Raw genomic sequence first — 19,439 nt, forward strand, 5'->3', positions numbered from 1 at the left:
AATCTTGGAAACCCATTCGCGACCTCAAAGCCTCTGGCTCGAACTGGCGCCGTGCGAGGGGCAGCGCGATGCCCTGGCGTTCCGGGCGTAGGGTCCCCTAACTACGCCGCGCGCGGGCGCGTACACGAAAGCAGGCGGTGCCAGCCAAACTTCTTTCCATTTCAATTAGCCAAGCCGCAAACTTCAACCAATAACTTCGCCAACTCATCTATCGAATAAGGCTTGTGCAGCAACTTGAAATCTTGGCTGGGTTCTTCAGCGAGAACATGGCTGTAGCCGCTAGTCAGCACCACTTTGACATTGGGCCAACGGGCACGCACCTTTCTGCCGAGTTCGACCCCGTCAATTCCCGGCATAACGACATCGGTAAAGACGACGTCGATCGCCTCATGCTCCCTTTCCAGCACGGCGAGGGCCTCGGATGCGCTGGCCGCATAGAACGTCTTGTAACCAAGGTCCACGAGCAGCTGCGAAGCAAACTCGCCCACTTGGTCATTGTCCTCCACAATCAGTATACTCGCTTCGGTTGCTGACGTTGGATTTTCGACCAAAGACCTCTGGAGTTCCTGCGAAGCCTCGACCCGGATCAGGTAGAGGCTAATTGTAGTGCCCTGCCCCAATTCACTATCTATGCCGATTTCGCCGCCGGACTGCTTCGTGAAGCCGTAAACCTGACTCAGCCCCAGACCTGTTCCCTTGCCAATTTCCTTCGTGGTGAAGAAGGGCTCGAAAATATGATCGAGCTGATCAGCGGGTATGCCCGATCCATCATCGGCAACGGATATTCTGACGAATTTTCCCTCTGAACCGGCATGGCTACGCAGCGGCGGAATCGCCTCGACCGCGTCGATCCCGATGACCAGTCGACCTTCTCCGTTCATCGCATCGCGCGCGTTCACTGCCATGTTCACAACTGCCGTTTCGAACTGACTGACATCGACTTCGACATAACAGGATCCGACATCACCATCGACGCGCAGGTCGATCCTCGAGCCGACGACTGTTCGGATCATATCCGCTATGGCAGTCACCCTCACGGCAGGGTCAAAGACCTCCGGGCGCAGCGCTTGTCGTCGTGCGAAGGCAAGGAGTTGGCCGGTGAGTTTGGCCGCGCGGTCAGCCGTTTCAGCGATAGCAGTGACATATTTTTGCTGTTTTTCCGGAGTGATATTCGGACGGGCCAGCAAATCCGCAGACGAGCGTATGATCGTCAGAAGATTATTGAAATCATGGGCAACTCCGCCAGTCAGTTGCCCGATCGCTTCCATCTTCTGCATATGACGAATCTGGTTCTCGGAAACCATCAACTCCAGCGAGCGTTCTTCGACGCGCTTTTCCAGAGTCTCATTGAAATGTCGCAAAGCCGCCTCGACATCACGCTGGTGCTCTTCGGCTTGACGCAAAGCTTTGCAGGTGCGCTCCAGTTCCTGTTCCCGTACACGCAGAGATTCTTCGGCAATCGTCCGCTCGAGAAGATCCGCCGCCTGCCGCGCCACGATGTCGAGCAGGCGAATATCGCGTTCTGACGGTTGATGCGGCTCGGCCCAATGTGTCGAGATCATCCCAAGCAGACGTCCACTGCGCGAGAGGAGCGGTGTCGTCTGAGCGGATCGAATTCCTGCGCGGCGGAAAGCGGTCAGATCCTCCGTCCCGGCAATATCCCGCCATTCCTCAAAATCAGGGATGATCGCGCGCTGGCCGAGCTTGAGGGCCATTGTACAACTGCTGTAGGCGGCGGGGCTCACCCACTGCCAGAACTCGACGGCCTCGGGTGGCAGGCCGCGGTGGCTCAAGAGTTGAAGTTTCCCGCCATTCCCAGCAGGATCATCCGGCGGACACAGCAACTGCATCGTCCCGAATTGCGAGCGCGTAATCGATACCGCAGCGTCCACGATCTTCCCGTAAAGGCGGGTAAGATCATGTTCACCGATCAGCTCGACACTGATGGTGTGAAGGAGCTCGATATCGGTAAAATCGCACCCGGACGCATTAGTCGTACCGACAACCGACGCTGCGAAATTAGCACTCAGAACATCGGTCATTATTGCACTCGGGAAAAGCGAAAGTCGCGAACGCATAGCATACCAGGGACCATTGAACACGCACGCGTTTACCGCTTCGCGCATTTCGGCGGTCCGGCACATAACTTCTAAACAATTTCAACCTAAATGAACAGAAGCGTGTCGAGGCTGAAAGCGGGGTTAACATCAGCACAGTCGACAAGGCTTTACGGGATGCGCCAGAATACACTCATTATGGGACGAGGCGAACGTTTGCCTGGGAACATCGGCTCCATCGCGCGACTTTGAGAAGGGAGCTCGCCAGGCGCACGCATGCTACCTCGGCTACCGTTCAGGAGATGTCCACATGCCCTCCCCCAAGGATGATCGCAGCCCTGCCATGGATAACGCGCTCGGCAGCATTCCTCCTGGCTCCGGGCAAGACAAAGTTGAAGCCCATGCCGGCAATGCAGGAGAACTCCATCAGGATGTGGCCGGAAAGCAGACTTCTCCAAGCGCTTATCTCACGGACAATTTCGGGCATCGGATTTCTGACAATCAGAACAGTCTGAAAGCCGGCGAACGCGGACCGGCACTTCTGGAAGATTTTATCCTCCGGGAGAAGATCTTCCATTTCGATCACGAACGCATTCCCGAGCGCATCGTCCACGCCCGGGGGAGCGGTGCACATGGCGTGTTCGAGTGCACTCAAGCCATCCCTGAGCTGACCAAGGCGTCGATCTTTCAGGAGGCCGGCAAGACGTGCCCGGTCTTCGTGCGCTTCTCGACCGTCGCCGGCGGCGCGGGATCGGTCGACACGCCTCGCGATGTGCGTGGTTTCGCGGTCAAATTCTACACCGAGACGGGCAACTGGGACTTGGTGGGCAACAACATCCCGGTCTTCTTCATCCAGGATGCCATCAAGTTCCCGGATCTGGTCCATTCGGTGAAGATGGAGGCGGATCGCGGCTATCCGCAAGCCGCATCGGCGCATGATACCTTCTGGGACTTCGTCTCGCTGATGCCGGAATCGCTGCACATGATCATGTGGGCCATGTCCGACCGGGCGATTCCCCGTTCCTTTCGAATGATGGAAGGTTTCGGCGTGCACACCTTCCGCTTCGTCAACGAAAGCGGAGAGGGCAAGTTCGTCAAGTTCCATTGGCGGCCTGTACTGGGCATGGAATCGCTGGTCTGGGACGAGGCGGTGAAGATCGCCGGTGCCGATCCCGATTTCCACCGGCGCGACTTGTTCGAAGCGATTGCCGGTGGCGGATTCCCTGCCTGGGATCTGGGCGTGCAGGTCTTCGACGAGGAATGGGCCGCCGGGCAGCCTTACGACGTGCTCGATGCGACGAAGCTGATCCCTGAAGAGGAGATTCCGCTGCAAGTGGTCGGCAGGCTCACGCTCGACCGCAATGTCGACAATTTCTTCGCCGAAACCGAGCAAGTGGCTTTCTTGCCCAGCAACGTGATCCCCGGCATCGATTTCACCAACGATCCGCTGTTGCAAGGCCGCCTGTTCTCTTATCTGGACACCCAGAAGTCGCGGCTGGGTACAACCAACTTCCACCAGATCCCCATCAATGCGCCCAAGTGCCCGTTCCACAATTTCCAGCGCGACGGCATGATGCAGACCCTGGTGCCCACCGGCCGCGCCAATTACGAGCCGAACAGTCTGGCGCAAGCGGGAGAGGATGCCGGCCCACGCGCGTGCCCGGACACTGGTTTCGCCAGCTTCCCCGAAAATGCCGAACGTAATGACCCGGCCGAAAAGCTGCGCATCCGCGCGGAGCTGTTTGCCGATCATTACAGTCAGGCTGCGCTGTTCTATCACTCGCAGACCGAAAATGAGCAGGCGCACATCGCCTCGGCCATCGTCTTCGAACTATCGAAAGTCGCTCTTGCGCACGTGCGGCTGCGGGTCGTCGCACATTTGCGCAACATCGATGAGGACCTTGCCCGGCGTGTCGCCGAAGGGCTCGCCATCGACGTGCCTGAAAAGGCCAAAGCGGCGCGCGCGCCGATCCAGATGAAACCCTCAGATGCGCTCTCGATTCAGAAGAAAGCGCTCGACACGCTGCAAGGGCGCAAGATCGGCATCCTTTTCGCTGAAGGGTCAGACAAGGCGGCGATCGACAGTCTCAAGAAAGATATCGAGAGTGCAGGTGGAACCGCCTTTCTGGTGGCACCCAAAGTCGGCGGCATCCCCGTTAAAGGCGGAACACTGGAGGCCGACGGCCAGCTCGCTGGTTCTCCTTCGGTCATCTTCGACGCAGTCGCCTCGATCCTGATGCCGGAGGCGGCAGAGAAATTGGCGACGCAAGGCGCAGCCGTGCAATGGTTCATGGACGCCTATGGTCATTGCAAGACGATTGCCCATTGCCCCGGGACACAAGTGATCCTCGATAAGGCCGGTGTCCAAAAGGACGAAGGCGTCATTCCCGTCAGCGATTTTCTGAAGCGCGGCGCGAGCAGAAACTGGGGCCGCGAGCCCAAAGTCCGCGATCTGGCCTGAAGGCGGCCGCGAGGCGGCCGGCCGGAGCTGGAAGGTTCGCCAAAACTCTGTTCACAGATGTATTGGCTTCGCCCGATCGCGGCCGATATGCCGCTCATGCATCGCAGTTCGCCCGGAAATTGGACAAGTCAGCCTAGTGGCTATCGCTTGTCGTTGTGGCGACTGCCGGGCACAGCAAAAGGCCGCTCTTCCAAACGAAGAGCGGCCTCAATGTGTTCTTAGGCCTTATCAGAACCCGGCTTGCCCGTCTTGGGGGGCTTGCCGTCCTCGATGCGGCCTTCATTTCGCAGATCGCGGCCTTCCTGTGCCTTCTGCTGGCTCTTGGCCGACTTGCCGTGCTCGTTGGCTTCTTCCTTCACGTAGCCGGCTGCTTCCTTGATTTCACCTTTAATGCTCATCGAACTCTCCTGTGGCACTTCATGTGGCCTGCTACTGAAGTGCACGAGACGCGAAAAAGGTCCCAAGAACACGCTTGGTATCGGATTGAACGCGGCAAGGCGCGCTATATCCGAGATGCCGCAGTTATGAGCTGCCTAAGAGCGACAGTTCCGAACGGAATAGCGGCGCGCTCTTTTTAAGCCCCCGATGCTGCCAGCGATGTCGCAGCGTGGCAATCGGCGGCATGCCGGTGCAAGGCCTGGGTGCGCATCAAATGATATTTCCATATGTTTGCGATGCGGCGCGTTGTCCAATTGCCGTAGGCGGCTCCCCTTCGGATCGTCTGCGTTTCGATTGCTCACGCAAAGTTGACCGCTCAGTCTCAAGAGGGGAGTGCGGCCCTTCTCAATGCCGGGACCGACCGGATCACGAATTTTTCGAGTTCCACGACAAGGAAAACAATGGCGCCGCCCGCGAGTAGCCACAACCAAGCCGACACCGACAAGCCCTCCGTATCAAAAATGGCCTGAAACGGCGGAACGTAAGTAAACATGAGCTGCAAAATCACGACGATCCCAATTCCGTACCAAAGCACGGGATTGTCCATATGCGCACGCAGCTTAAGAGACGAATCGAGTAAATAACGGCTGTTGAGCAGGTAGAAAGCCTGGCCCACCGTTATCGCATTGACAGCTGCGGTGCGCGCGAGCGTATCCGAGACGCCCTGCCCTTTCATCCAGAAGAATGTGGCAAGGGTATAAAGGACCAGAGCTGCCCCGACGAAAAGGATACGCCATATTCCGAATCCCGTGACGATCGGACGGTCGGTTTCTCGAGGGGGTCGCTGCATCACATCGACTTCATGCGGCTCGAACGAAATGGCCAGGCCCAAGGCTACCGAAGTCACCATGTTCACCCATAGCACTTGCGGAGCGGTGATCGGCAGGGTGAAAGCGAACAGGATGGCAACCGCAATTACCCCGCCTTGGGCAATATTGGTCGGCAACAGAAAAAGCATGGCCTTCTCTATGTTATTGTAGATTGTGCGCCCCTCCTTCACCGCTGCGGAAATCGACGCAAAATTGTCATCGGCCAAAATCATCCCTGCGGCCTCCTTTGTCACTTCCGTCCCTTTGATGCCCATGGCGACGCCGATGTCGGCCTTCTTGAGCGCCGGTGCGTCATTCACGCCATCGCCGGTCATCGCGACGATCTGCCGATTGGCCTGGATTGCCTTGACGAGCCGAAGTTTGTGTTCGGGACTTGCTCGGGCGAAGACGTCGACTTCGCGAACGCATTCTTGCAGTGCTGCGTCATTCATAGCCTCGATTTCGGTGCCGGCCACGGCTGTTCTGCCATCACCGATGCCCAGCATCTTGGCGATGGCCGCGGCCGTTATCTTGTGATCCCCAGTGATCATCGTTACCCGGATGCCGCCATCGTGGCATTCCTTTACGGCGTCTACGGCTTCCTTGCGCGGCGGGTCCATGAGGCCCACGAGCCCGAGCAGAATGAGCGTCTTGGGCAAGCGGTCGGGGGCCAGAGTGCCGGCGGCCAGTCCTGGTTGGGGCAACCACGCAAGCCCCAGCACCCTCTCGCCCTGTCCTGCGAGCCGATCCCCCTCGCGCATGAACCGCTCGCGATCGAGCGGCACCGGACCTGTAGCCGTCTGCTGACGGTTGCAGTGCTCGAGGATCACTTCCGGTGCCCCTTTTACCAACAGCATATCGCCATCCGCTGCGCGATTCAGCGTGGCCATAAACTTGTGTTCGGATTCGAAGGGAATGGCATCTATCCGCGGCGCGGCCAGCCGTTCCTTGGCGCGGTCCATGCCAAACTTAAAAGCCAACGGAAAAAGTGCACCTTCGGTCGGATCCCCCTCGACCTTCCACTTGCCGTCTTCTTCAAAAAGCTCGGCGTCGTTGCAAAGCAGCGACACACGGCCGATCTGTCTTAGCACTTCCGTCGTTGCGTCGATTGACTTGCCCTGGGCCATCACGCTTCCCTCCGGGGCGTAACCGTTCCCGGTGATTTCGTAGCTGGAATCCGCGGTGACGAGAGAGGTCACCATCATTTCCATGAGCGTCAGGGTGCCGGTCTTATCCGAACATATGCGCGCAACCGAGCCCAGCGTCTCCACTGCGGGCAACCGCCGGATAATGGCATGGCGTTGGGCCATGCGCTGCACACCAATGGCAAGCGTGATTGTGATCAGCGCAGGTAAACCCTCCGGGATCAAAGACACAGCGATGCCTACGACTGCCTGGAACAGCTCCACGAAAGTCTTCTGCCCAAGCCAATGCCCCCAAGCGAAGAGCAGTACGCTGATTATCGCGATGGAAGCGGTAATGACGTAGCCAAACGTCTTGATCTGCCGTAGCAGCGGCGTCTCAACGGTTTTGACCTCGGCAAGCATCTGGTTGATGCGGCCCAGTTCGGTCTGGCTGCCACTGGCGACCACGATGCCGCTGGCCCGGCCGGAAACGACCATCGTGCCGGAGAAAGCCATATTTTCACGGTCGCCGACCGTGGCCTGAGCTGGCACAGGCTCGCTGGTCTTCTCTGCCGGGACGGACTCTCCGGTCAATGCCGCCTCTTCGGTGCGCAAATTCTTCGTTTCCACAAGCCGCAGATCTGCCGGGATCTTGTCTCCGGATTCCAGCAATACAATGTCGCCCGGCACGAGATTCTCCGCCGGGATCAGGCGCGCTTCTCCCCCGCGCCGCACACGGGCCTCAGCGGAAAGCATATCCCGGATGGAATCCAGCGCCTTTTCCGCCCGTCCTTCCTGCACAAAGCCTAAAAGAGAATTGAGCACGACAACAGCAAAGATAATCGATGCGTCGAGCCAAAGGCTCAGCATTAGCTTGATGAATCCGGCGGCCAGCAACACATAAATGAGAATATTATTGAGCTGGGCAAGGAACCGAATGAGTGGCCCTTTCTTTTTGCCCTGTGGCAAGCGATTGAGTCCGTAAATTCGCAATCGATCAGAAGCTTCGTGCGTGTCGAGGCCGTTGACTGGATCGACACGGAATTGTTGTGTGACCTGCGCCACGGACATTGCATGCCACAGCGCATTGTCGGGCTCCGTCGTTTCAACTGGACTCATGCTCGCTTCCTCCAGACGGGATCCCTTGTGATCAAGAACGCTTGTTCCGCCGCAGCAAAAGATGGGCCTCTCAAGGCCGCGCCTAATCGATTATCCGATCACGGATGCGCGGTAAGGTTTCTTAAGAGCGTCTCTGATGTCCATCCAGGCCTGCCCAAACCAGGCGACCCCCGGTAATGTTACAAAATGCAGCGGCTCAATTTACATTTAGCGCTCCGATTTGACCACCAGATCAAAGATTGATCATCTGGAGGCTCAACGTCGGACGCGCCAATGACCAAGTGACCCTATCCAGAATCCGATCTGTGCCAGAGTCAAATAGCGCGTCTTTGGCCTTCGAATCTCCAGATTTTTCACAATTTAGAGTCGACGATTCGAGGGTATTTAAATTTCACTTACTCTCTTATAATTTATCTCGATAAAAGTAGACAATCCTTCCTAAATTTCCTCCCGCCAAGCATTTTTGCCCATCCCGCGAAGCGGGAGACTGAATGGGATATATTGGAGGGGAGCGGCATATCGCCTACGTTCTGCGAAATCGTCGAACGTTTAAGCTCAGCTCGAAACCACGTCATCGTGGCGAACATGCAAAATCATGCCCCGGGAATTCGCTGAGCCAGTCAAGGGCCGATGTTGATCCTTTGATTTCAAGGCGGAGGCTGAGAGATCTTTAGACAGTTCGTTTGCTCCTCGATCACCAAAGCGGGAACCAGGTCAGAAGCCGGAAGCATGCACGCGGAGTTAGGGCGAAAATCTATATCGTGGGCGGAGAACTCAACCTGCGATGGTCCGGGCCCGCCTCCGGATCGTAGGGCCTCTGGCGGGGTGAAGGGTATGAACCGCAAGGAATGGCTAACCTTCGATGCCATTCTATGGCAAGCTGCGCCAGACGTCCCGTCCGGCTTCACCGCGGGCTGGGCGGCACTCCTGGCCTTTTAGTTTACGGGCTCTCGGGGCACTCGAACAGGCGCGACCCTTTAGATGCCTTCGCCGTCGGTCTTGTAACAGCGCAAGGACAGACTCTGCCAATTCTGCGAGACGCGTTTGCAGCGGTGCATTCGCTGATGCAGAAGTTTCTTACAGGTCAATCCGCATAGACCTGTAAGAAAATCGGAGAGCAATTTTTGCCAGCGAGTAAAGGAATTACAGCCGCATACAGTGTGCAGCGCTCATTTCCTGCAACGAAGCTACAGTTAGGGTCCCTCAGGAGGCATGATGCAATCGTGCCCCGCAGCCGGCAAAGCTGAGGCCAGGGTTCGCTCGCTTCGGCGTTAGCCTGGTCAGGAAAGGTTAAGGCCTTCCATCTCCATCAGCCGTTCGGCGGCGAACGAGGTCATTATGCGTGGAACACTGCGTGCGGGGCCTTCTCTGGCAGCGAACGCGTGCGTCACCTGATCGGTGATCGTGAGCCTTCTATGAGGTTTCAGCTTTCAGCCCAAGCCGATCCGAAAATCACGGTGACCACCTCAATGACAGCCACCTCCTCCTGCGTGATGGACCGCCGTGTCCACTCGGCTCTGAGGGAGCCGCACTACTACGTGGCTGCAGTCAATTCTCACGCATCTGGGTCGCGGCATGCCATGGCCGGTTAACGGCCATTTCTGCTCTGTTTGCAGGGATAGGGCAGGAGCTTTGTCGTCGCGGACAGAGCAGCACTTCTTCCCAGCAACGCGCCATTGAATGCCCTGTTTGCCAAGCACTGAAATCGAATCCTCAATTTTGGGTCTTGATCGTTATCGCGAGTCTGAACATATTTTGGCCGACAGGTCCCGCCTGTCGCAACGAGGAGCATTGGAAGAAAGGAGACAACGCAATGTCCCTCACCAAATTTCGTCACCCGCTCGAATTCATCGAACGCCCTCAGCTTGAGCCTGAGGTAAAGCGCGCGATCTTGGCGTCATGGACTTTAAATGAATCTGCCGCGGAGGGTGCGCCAGATCCGAAGCGGCCGCCGGGCGCATCGGAACCGGTCCGGTTCAACGGCATTATATCTGCCATGCGAACTCTTGGTAACCGCGAGGCATGACGATGGCCGAAAAACTCTTCAGCCTCCTGCGCAAAGAGCGCGAACGCTTGGAATTGGAAATCGCGATCATCGAAGCGAATGGTCGAGCGAGTCAGCACGAGATTCGGCGTCTGAAAGCTCTTCATCGAGCGGTGAATGAACAAATCGGCTGCTGGATGCGAGATCTTCACGGCAACGAGACAGACTGCTTGAGGCGAGCGGCGTAATTTATCGGTGGGCCGCAAGCAGGTAAAACGGCGGTCCACCTCGCCCTTTCTTCTGACGCGCATCCTCGCGCATGATCGAACGCGATGCGCAAATTGAGTTCGCAGTCACCTCGCGCCCTATTGCCCTAGAGGGCAGATTTGCCCCCTTGATCCTGCGGGGGCGCTCGCTTTCGGGGAACGCGGTGTTGGCAAACATAAGGCAGCCGCAGTCCTGAAAATTAACGCTGCCCATTCTTTGGAACGGCAGCCCGCGATCGGCTCAAAACAATCCAAAGATCCGAGATATTTTCAGCATTGTGAGCCGCGCTGTTCTCCTGCTCGATGATCAACGCCCCCCGCCTCCAGCCTCCAGCCTCCAGCCTAGGGCCCTGCTGGAGGCGAGCGTTCCAAAGCGTTCCTTCGCTGCATGGCTGCCGCCGAACTCTCCATTCCAACCCGTAAGTTATGAAGGCACGGAACATTCCAGGAGGTGCGCCATTCACACCAGACGGCCGTGAACATTTGTGGAGCGCGAATGATGGATTTTCCCCGGATGCAGCGCAAGGCAAGTGGCTTGCCATCCCTCATTCTCGGAACCGTCATCGCTCTGATCGGCCTCCTGTTGGCAATCGGCGGCTTCTACCTCGCGGTGCTTGGCGGCTCGCTCTATTACGTCCTCACCGGCATCGCGCTGCTGGTTTCCGGCGCGCTGCTGATCCGCCACAACATCCTGGGAGGGTGGCTGTACTGCGGAATCTTTGTGCTGACGGTCATCTGGGCGCTTGCCGAAGCGGGGCCCAACAACTGGGCTCTGGTGCCGCGCGTGATTGCGCCGCTGGTACTGCTGGTCGCGACCCTGTTGGTGATGCCCACGCTGTCCGCAAGTCCACATCGCTGGAAGTTGGCACTGTGCGCCAGTGCTGCAGCGGTGCTGCTGACGGCGGTGACCGGGCTGATGTTCGCTCGCATGGCCGAGACCGGCCCGAATTCTCCGCTTCCCGATCTTCGTTTCGAAATGGGCGATCCGTCGCGCTTTGCCGCAGGTGATGACTGGCCGGCCTATGGCGGCACCGATGCGGCGCGTCGATTCTCACCGCTAGGACAGATCACGCCGGAAAATGTGAAAAATCTGGAGCGCGTCTGGGTCGCACACACCGGCGACATGCCTTCTTCGAGCAAAGTCGCCAAGACCTACGGAGGGGAGAACACACCGCTGAAAATCGGCGACATGCTCTACGTTTGCACTCCCAAGAACATCGTGGTCGCATTTGACCCTGCGACCGGTAAGCCGCGTTGGAGGTTCGACCCGAAAGTTTCCGATGAAGCGATCCCGTACACGGCGGCCTGCCGCGGAGTGAGCTACTTCGTAGTTCCCGGCGTTCCTGCAGATCAACCCTGCGCGAAGCGCATCATCTACGGCACGCTTGATGCGCGCCTTTTCGCGATCGATGCCCGGACAGGTGTTCGCTGCGCCGCCTTCGGCTCCAACGGCGAGGTCGATACCAAGATCGGAATGGGAGACACGCCTCCGGGCTACGTCTCCATCAATTCCCCGCCGACCATCGTGCGGGGCGTGGTGGTGACGGGCCACCAGGTTCTGGACGGCCAGGATCGCTGGGCCCCATCGGGGGTCATCCGGGGGTATGACGCGGTCACCGGCAAACTGCGCTGGGCCTGGGACATGATGCATCCCGACTGGAACGGTTACCCGCCGCCGGGCCAGACCTGGGCGCGCGGCACTCCGAACATGTGGACGATCGCCAGCGGGGACGAGCAGTTGGGACTCGTCTACCTGCCGATGGGCAATTCGGCGGCAGACTACTACTCCAGTCTGCGCCGCCCTCAGGAACGCGACTTCTCGACCTCGTTGGTGGCGCTGGACGTGACCACGGGCAAGCCGCGCTGGAAGTTCCAGGCCGTTCGCGACGATGTGTGGGACTATGACTTCGGAGCCCAGGCGACGCTGGTGGATTACAAGGGCACCCCTGCGCTGGTGCTGCCTTCCAAACAGGGTGATATCTACGTGCTGGACCGCCGCACGGGCCAGCCGCTTACGCCAGTCGGCACAATCAAGGCGCCGGGCGGCGGGGTGGAGCCGCAGCAGCGCGCACCTATTCAGCGGGTTTCCTTGTGGCATACCCTGCGCAAAGGCAACCTCACCGAACGCGACATGTGGGGCATGTCACCTATCGACCAGATGATCTGCCGCATCCAGTTCCGCAAAGCGAGCTACAAAGGTTTCTTTACGCCGCCAGAGAGCGACCGTCGCTCGATCGAGTATCCCGGCTACAACGGCGGCACCGATTGGGGCGGCATCGCGGTCGATCCACGTCGCGGGGTGATCGTCGCCAATTACAATGACATGCCCAATTATGTCCGGCTCGTTCCGCGCGCCGAGGCCGATCGGAAGGGGTGGGCCCCGCGCGACCAGGCCCGAGGAAAAATCGGCGGCGCCGAGGGCGCGGGCGACCCGCAAGCCCACACCCCCTATGCCATTGACGTGAATGCGGGTTGGCGTCTGCCGCTGACCGGCATGCTCTGCAAACAGCCTCCTTACGGCGGTATCCGCGCCATCGACATGGCAACGGGCCGCACGATCTGGGACAAGCCACTGGGCGAAGCGCGCACCAACGGCCCGTTCGGCATCCCTTCGATGCTGCCCTGGACCATCGGCACCCCTAACAACGGCGGCTCCGTCGTAACGGCGGGAGGCGTAATCTTCGTAGCGGCCGCTACCGACAACCTAATCCGTGCCATCGACCTGAAAACAGGCAAAGTGCTATGGAAGGACGTGCTGCCGGCGGGCGGCCAGGCAACACCGATGACCTACATGGTCAACGGCCGGCAGTACCTGGTCATCGCACCCGGTGGCCATCACTTCATGGAGACGCCGATCGGCGATGAAGTGATTGCCTACGCCTTGCCGCAACGATGACTGATAACAATAGGGCTGCCTGTAGCAGAGCATTTGAACTGAGAACGGGGAGGGGATGAGGCTCTGGCAGGCTAGGCTCACTTGCCGAGTTCGCGACCGGAAAGCTGCCCATCTGTTCCTTTCTCGCTCGCCGAACCGCCAGCGTCGCCAGGCTCTCGCTGTGTCGTGGGCAATCTTGCGGCCAACGACGGAAGAGACAAATTTACCGATCACGTCAAGCCTCCCCTTAAGGCATAAGTATCGCCATCGAAACGCGGATACCTAACCAACGCCCCGCCGTGTCTCGGAAGGGACAAATACCCGGGTAGCAGTGCAAGGCGGAATTGCTTTCGCTTCTGAGGCGCGCATTTCCGGCGATACATGGCTGATATGGCGCTTTCTTACAGGTCAATTGCAGTGAGCTGTAAGCGTGTCGCAGGGCGATTTTGCCGATTCGTAAACGAACACCAGGCTTGGTCCGATTAAATTGCTCGTCTCGTTGAACGACGATGCAAATTTGAGGGCCTTCAGGGGGCACTCCCGCCACCACCCGAACTTCAAGCCTGCGGTCCGGACGTGATCGTCTCACCATGGTCGAACGTACAGGCTTTTGTCCTCGATATTGGCATAGCTTGGTAGCGACGCATCAAGCCAGTGCACGGTCGGCCGTCCCTCGGGGTATCCGTGCGGTGAACACGCTGCCCTTGCCCGCGCCGCCGCTGGCCACGGTGATCGTTCCGCCGTGCAGGGCAAGAAGCTGATGTACCAGCGCGAGGCCGACCCCAAGCCCGCCCGCCGCGTGTTGCCGGTGATCGGGAACCTGCACGAAAATCTGGAAAATCCGCGACTGCATATCAGCCGGAATACCCACGCCGTTATCGGCGACCTCGATCTCCACATAGTCTGCCGTCGCGCGGGCCCGTAGCGAAATCTCGCCGCCCTTCGGCGTATATTTCCCGGCATTGTTGAGCAGGTTCGCGACGACTTGCGCCAAACGGGTGTGGTCGGCCTCCAGCCAGACCGGCTCGGCCGGAATGTCGGTGGTGAACCGGTGCCCGGCACTTTCCAGATTGTTCCGGCACCCCTGGATGGCAGAACGCAGGATGGTCTGAAGTTCGATGCGCTCCTTTTGCAGCGAGATCTTGCCCTCGCTGATACGCGCGGTGTCGAGCAGATCCTCGATAAGGCGCGAGAGGTGGAATATCTGAAGCTCCATGCTCTCGCGGATCGTCACGCTCTCGTCCGCCGAGCGGCGTTGCAGGAGTTGCAAGCCGGAACTGAGCGCCGCCAGCGGGTTGCGCAATTCGTGCCCCAGCACCGCCAGGAACTCGTCCTTGCGCCGATCCACTTCCTGAAGCGCCTGCGAGGCCGCCTTCAGTTCGTCGCGCTGTGCCGCCACCAGCTGACGCTGGCGGTGGAGTTCGAAGAAGACATTCGCCTTGCTGCGCAGGATGTCCGCTTCGATCGGCTTCTGGATGAAATCGACGGCACCTGCCTCATAGCCCCGGAATCGGCGCTGTTTGTCGGCGCTTCCGGCCGTGACGAAGATGATCGGAATATGCCGCGTACGCTCGCTGCCGCGCATGAATTCGGCAAGTTCGAAACCGTCGACTTCGGGCATCTGCACATCGAGAAACGCCAGCGCCACTTCGTGTTCGAGCAGCAATTCTAGCGCCTCGTCCGCCGAGCGGGCGGTCAGCAGGACCAGTCCGTCGCGCTTCAGCAGCGCCGCAAGCGCGATGAGGTTCTCATCAAGATCGTCGACCAGCAGAAATTTAACCGGGGGAGTCATGCGCCCTCACCCTTCCCGACTTCCAGGAGAAAGTCCGCGATCCCGGCCAGCGACAGCACGCGCGCCTCGGGACATTCGGACAGCGGCGCCAGCATGTTGCCGCCGTCCGCCGGGATATGGACCACGATCAGGATCGGCAGCGGGAACGTCGGCGGCAGTGCGGGCAGGACCTCCGAAAGCGCCTGAATGGCGCCGGCCGAGGCGCCGATCACAACTGCGCGGGGGACGGGAGTGCGCGGGATGGGAATATCGGCCGTCATACCTCGCGCTTTCTGTAGATTTTTTCCTCGCGCACGAAGTCGCTGAAGGCGTCGGCATGGGCCGAAAAGCGCATGCTTTCCTTGGCGCCCAGACCCATGAAGCCGCCGCGGATCAACGAATCCCGGAAAAGGCCAATGGCCCGGTCCTGCAACTCGCGGTCGAAATAGATCAGCACATTGCGACAGGAAATCAGGTGCATCTCCGAGAATACGGCATCGGTGACCAGACTGTGGTCCGAGAATACCACACGATCCCGCAGGCTCTTGTCGAAAACGGCGTTGCCATAGGCCGTGCTGTAATAGTCCGAGAGCGACGACCGGCCGCCCGAGGCACGATGGTTTTCGGTGAAGGTCCTGATCCGGTCGAGCGAGTAGATCCCGCGCGAGGCCATGTCGAGCGCGTCCTGGCTGATATCGGTCGCGTAGAACAGCGTCCGTTCCTCCAGCCCTTCCTCGCGGAACAGGATCGCGAACGAGTGCAGTTCCTCCCCCGCGCTGCACCCGGCGATCCAGACCTTGAGCGAGGGGTAGGTGCGCAAATGCGGCACCACTTTCTCGCGGATCGCCTTGAAGTACGACGGGTCGCGAAACATCTCGCTGACCTGGACCGTCAGAAAGCTCAGCAGCCGGGGCAGCATGGCCGGATCGTGCAGCAGGGCTTCCTGAAGTCCTGAAAACGTCTCGAACCCGAGCTGCCCGCGCGCCTGACGCAGGCGGCGGCGCAGCGACGCCTGCGAGTATTTGCGGAAGTCGTAGTGGTAGCGCTGGAACAGCGCTTCCAGCAGCAACCGGATCTCGATATCCTCGACCGCGTCCGACATTTAGCGCGGCATCCAGACGCGGACGAGCGACAGCAGTTTGTCGACATCGAGCGGCTTGGCCATGTAGTCGTTCGCGCCCGCCTCGATGCAGCGCTGCTGGTCGTCCGGCATGGCCTTGGCCGTCAGCGTGATGATCGGCAGCTTCTTCCAGCGCGGATCGGTCCGAATCTCCCGCGTTGCCGTCAGCCCGTCCATCACCGGCATCATCACGTCCATGAGCACGAGGTCGATGGCCGTGCCGCCGTCAGCGGCCGATTTCTCCAGCTTGTCGATCGCGTCCCGCCCGTTCCTGGCAACCTCGATGATCGCGCCGCGCGGTTCGAGGATGTTGGTCAGCGAGTAGACGTTGCGCACATCGTCCTCGACAAGGAGAATCCGCCGTCCTTCGAGAATGGCGTCGCGGCTGCGCGCCTGCTGGATCATGCGCTGCTGTTCGGGCGGCAGCTCGGTCACCACCTGGTGGAGGAACAGCGTCACCTCGTCCAGCAGCCGTTCCGGCGAACGCGCGCCCTTGATGATGATCGAATCCGAATAGCGCCGCAGACGCTGCTCGTCGTCGGGCGACAGGTCGTGCCCGGTATAGACGATCACCGGCAGGACGCCGTGGCGGCCTTCCTTTTTCAGCGTCTCCAGCAGTGCGAAGCCCGATGCATCGGGCAGGTTCAGGTCAAGCACCATGCAATCGAAAGTCTCGCGTTCAAGTCGCTCCAGACATTCCGCCGCCGTGCCCACGCCCACCGTCTCCACGCCCGCCGTGGCGAGCAGGCTGGCGACGGCGTCGCGCTGCACCTGATCGTCCTCGACGATGAGGACGCGGCGCACGCTCTGCGCCATCTTGGCGGCAAGCGCCTTGAGCACTTCGACCAGCTCGTCGCGCTTCACCGGCTTGACCAGATAGCCGATCGCCCCCAGCGACAGCGCGGTCTGGGCATGGTCGCTCGCGGATACGACGTGGACCGGGATGTGCCGCGTGGCCCCATCGCTCTTGAGGTGATCCAGCAGGACCAGCCCCGATTGATCCGGCAGGCCCAGATCGAGCACCACGGCATTGGGCTTGAACTGACGCGCCAGTTCGAGCGCTTCGCCTGCGGTTCCCGCGACCAGACACTGGAAACCCAGTTCGCGCGACAGATCGCGCACGATGCCCGCGAAGCTTCCGTCGTCCTCGACCACCAGCAGGATCCGGTCGGCGGCGCCAAGCCGCTCGCGGTCGTCCTCCACCCGGCGCGGCAGTCGCACCGGAGCCTTGGGGACTTGCGGTTCCACGCGGCGAACCGCAGGCGTGCCCGCGGCGATTGCCAGCCCCTCGCTGCGCGGCGCGGCCGTCGGGTCGAGCGACAGCGGGATGGACAGCGTGAAACGGCTGCCTTCGCCGGGCTTGCTCTCCAGTTCGATTGCCCCGCCGAGCAGCCGCGCCAATTCCCGTGAAATCGACAGGCCCAGCCCCGTCCCGCCATATTGGCGGCTGATCGTGCCATCCGCCTGACGGAAAGCTTCGAAGACTTCGCGCTGCTGGTCCTCGGCGATGCCGATGCCGGTGTCACGCACCGAAATGGCGAGCCGATCCGCGCCGCCGCGTGCAATCGAAAGATCGACCCGTCCCGCTTCGGTGAACTTGAACGCGTTGGACAGCAGGTTCTTGAGGATCTGGTCCAGCCGCTGGCGATCGGTATCGATCGTGTCGGGACAATCGGAGGAAACGGCAATGCCGAATTCCAGCCCGCGCTCACTCGCCACCGGCTCGAACAGCTGCCGCATGTCGGTCACCAGCCGGTCGAGCGCGACAGTCTCCGGCCGGACCTGGACGTGGCCGGCCTCGATCTTCGAAAGGTCGAGGATATCGTTGATCAGCGCCAGCAGGTCATTGCCCGAGGACTGGATGGTAACGGCGTATTTCACCTGTTCTTCGGTGAGATTGCCCGCCGGATTGTCACCCAGCAGCTTGGACAGGATCAGCAGCGAATTGAGCGGCGTCCGCAGCTCGTGCGACATGTTCGCAAGGAAATCGGACTTGTAGCGGCTGGCCCGCTCCAGTTCGCTGGCCTTCTGTTCGACCGCCGTGTTGGACCGCGCAAGGTCGTCGCGCTGGCTCTCCAATTGCTGCGCCTGCTCTTCCAGCTGGGCGTTGGTCTGCTCCAGCTCCACTTGCTGCTGTTCGAGCCGGACCTGCGATTCCTTGAGCGCGCGGCCCTGCTCTTCCAGTTCCTCGTTGGAGACGCGCAGTTCCTCGCTCTGGACCTGCAGCGTTTCCGACTGGCGCTGCGTTTCCTCCAGCAGGTTGCGCAGTTCGGTGCGGAACCTTGCGGAGCGCAAGGCGACGCCGATGGGCGCCGAAGCCTCGGACAGAAACGCCACGGCCAGGTCATCGACAGGGCCCAGGAAGCCAAGTTCGATCACGCCGTGCACCGCCTCGTCCGCGCAGACCGGCGAGATCACCAGATGGCGCGGCTTGTCGTGGCCCAGCCCCGATCCGATGGTCAGATAGCCGTCGGGGATATCGCTCAGCACCGTATGTTCGCGCTCGGCGACGGCGCGGCCGAGCAGGCCGTCCTTGATCGTGAAACTCTCCAGCACGCCTGCCTCGGCAGGCACGCCCAGCGTCGCCACCCGCTGGTAGCGCGCGCCGTCGCCCGCATAGATGGCGCCGCCCTGTGCATCGAGGAACTTGCTGAGGAACGTGAGAATGTTCTCGCCCAGCTGCCCGGTCGAAGGGTCTCCCAACATGGCCGCGGCAAGCTGGGCCTGCCCCGCCTGAAGCCATTGCTGCCGGTCCCGCGCAATCGTCGCGCGGCGAAGCAGGAACGCGATTACCAGTGTCAGGGCAATGCCCAGCACGGTCGAGAGCACGCCGCTGGTCCAGGCGCTCTTGTAGGCGCCGTCCATTTCGTCGAGCCGGAGCTGGCGCAGCCGCAGTTCTTCCTGCTGCATCTCGCCCAGCTGGGCACGGATCGCATCCATCTCGATCTTGCCGCGATCTGTGGAGACCACGGCAAGCGCCGCGTCGCGGCCCTGTTTGCGGCGCAAGTCGATGGTCTGGCCCAGCTCCGCCAGCTTGGAATCGGTGTGACGGCGAAGCGTCGCCAGTCTCGCCTGCTGCGAAGGGTTGTCCGTGGTAAGCACACCGATGGCATCGAGCTTGGAACCAAGCCGGGGAACCGCCGCCGTATAGGGCGCGAGATACTCCTCGTTGCCCGTCAGCAGATAGCCGCGCTGGCCGGTTTCGGCATCCTGAATGACGGAAAGGAGTTCATCGAGCGAGGCGATGACATCGTGCGAATGCGCGATCCTCGCTGCGTCGTCGCGCAGCATTTCGATATTACGGAAGGCCACCGTGCCGCTGATGAGAAAAAACAGCACCACGGCCACAAGGCCCAGCCACACCCGGCCATCGAGACCGGATTTTGGCCCGGATTTTGGCATCACCCTCTCGGGT

The 19,439-nt window shown here is 60.3% G+C and carries 10 protein-coding genes; 2 read left to right on the forward strand and 8 right to left on the reverse strand.

What is annotated here, in order from left to right; all coding sequences use genetic code 11:
* Positions 1-161 precede the first annotated feature (161 nt).
* Positions 162-2,042, reverse strand: a complete 1,881-nt coding sequence (locus EDF56_RS23705; protein ID WP_132392271.1) for an ATP-binding protein — start codon at positions 2,040-2,042, stop codon at positions 162-164.
* Positions 2,043-2,367: 325 nt separating this feature from the next.
* On the opposite strand from EDF56_RS23705, the gene EDF56_RS23710 reads away from it, so the two are divergent.
* Complete coding sequence (locus tag EDF56_RS23710; RefSeq protein ID WP_207904978.1) at positions 2,368-4,518, forward strand: catalase; 2,151 nt, start codon at positions 2,368-2,370, stop codon at positions 4,516-4,518.
* 218 nt (positions 4,519-4,736) lie between these two features.
* Here EDF56_RS23710 and EDF56_RS23715 read toward each other — a convergent pair whose 3' ends face one another.
* The 3 genes from EDF56_RS23715 to EDF56_RS26115 all read right to left on the reverse strand — a co-directional run bounded on the left by EDF56_RS23715 (position 4,737) and on the right by EDF56_RS26115 (position 10,204).
* Positions 4,737-4,916: a hypothetical protein gene (locus EDF56_RS23715; RefSeq protein WP_132392273.1), complete on the reverse strand. Its 180-nt coding sequence runs from the start codon at positions 4,914-4,916 to the stop codon at positions 4,737-4,739.
* A gap of 362 nt (positions 4,917-5,278) precedes the next feature.
* Complete coding sequence (locus EDF56_RS23720) at positions 5,279-8,008, reverse strand: HAD-IC family P-type ATPase (protein WP_132392275.1); 2,730 nt, start codon at positions 8,006-8,008, stop codon at positions 5,279-5,281.
* 1,860 nt (positions 8,009-9,868) lie between these two features.
* Entirely contained in the window at positions 9,869-10,204 is a 336-nt protein-coding gene (locus EDF56_RS26115; protein WP_165912357.1) for a hypothetical protein, read from the reverse strand.
* 553 nt (positions 10,205-10,757) lie between these two features.
* On the opposite strand from EDF56_RS26115, the gene EDF56_RS23735 reads away from it, so the two are divergent.
* A complete protein-coding gene (locus EDF56_RS23735) occupies positions 10,758-13,154 on the forward strand; it encodes a membrane-bound PQQ-dependent dehydrogenase, glucose/quinate/shikimate family (RefSeq protein ID WP_207905029.1) in 2,397 nt (798 codons plus the stop codon).
* A 625-nt stretch (positions 13,155-13,779) separates the two neighbouring features.
* On the opposite strand, the gene EDF56_RS23740 is transcribed toward EDF56_RS23735, so the two are convergent.
* The 4 genes from EDF56_RS23740 to EDF56_RS23755 are packed head-to-tail and all read right to left on the reverse strand — an operon-like array spanning position 13,780 to position 19,426.
* Positions 13,780-14,925 carry a hybrid sensor histidine kinase/response regulator gene (locus EDF56_RS23740; RefSeq protein WP_132392281.1) on the reverse strand — a complete coding sequence of 382 codons (1,146 nt, stop codon included), beginning with the start codon at positions 14,923-14,925 and terminating at the stop codon, positions 13,780-13,782.
* Positions 14,922-15,185, reverse strand: a complete 264-nt coding sequence (locus EDF56_RS23745) for a chemotaxis protein CheB (RefSeq protein ID WP_165912358.1) — start codon at positions 15,183-15,185, stop codon at positions 14,922-14,924. The genes EDF56_RS23740 and EDF56_RS23745 overlap by 4 nt, the downstream gene beginning before the upstream one ends.
* Positions 15,182-16,006, reverse strand: coding sequence for a CheR family methyltransferase (locus tag EDF56_RS23750; protein WP_132391248.1), 825 nt, complete (start codon positions 16,004-16,006; stop codon positions 15,182-15,184). Before EDF56_RS23750 ends, EDF56_RS23745 begins: the two co-directional genes overlap by 4 nt.
* Positions 16,007-19,426, reverse strand: coding sequence for a response regulator (locus tag EDF56_RS23755; protein WP_132392283.1), 3,420 nt, complete (start codon positions 19,424-19,426; stop codon positions 16,007-16,009).
* Positions 19,427-19,439: the final 13 nt, after the last annotated feature.

It is taken from the genome of Novosphingobium sp. PhB165 (genome assembly GCF_004341845.1).
In the GTDB taxonomy this organism is placed as follows: Bacteria; Pseudomonadota; Alphaproteobacteria; order Sphingomonadales; family Sphingomonadaceae; genus Novosphingobium.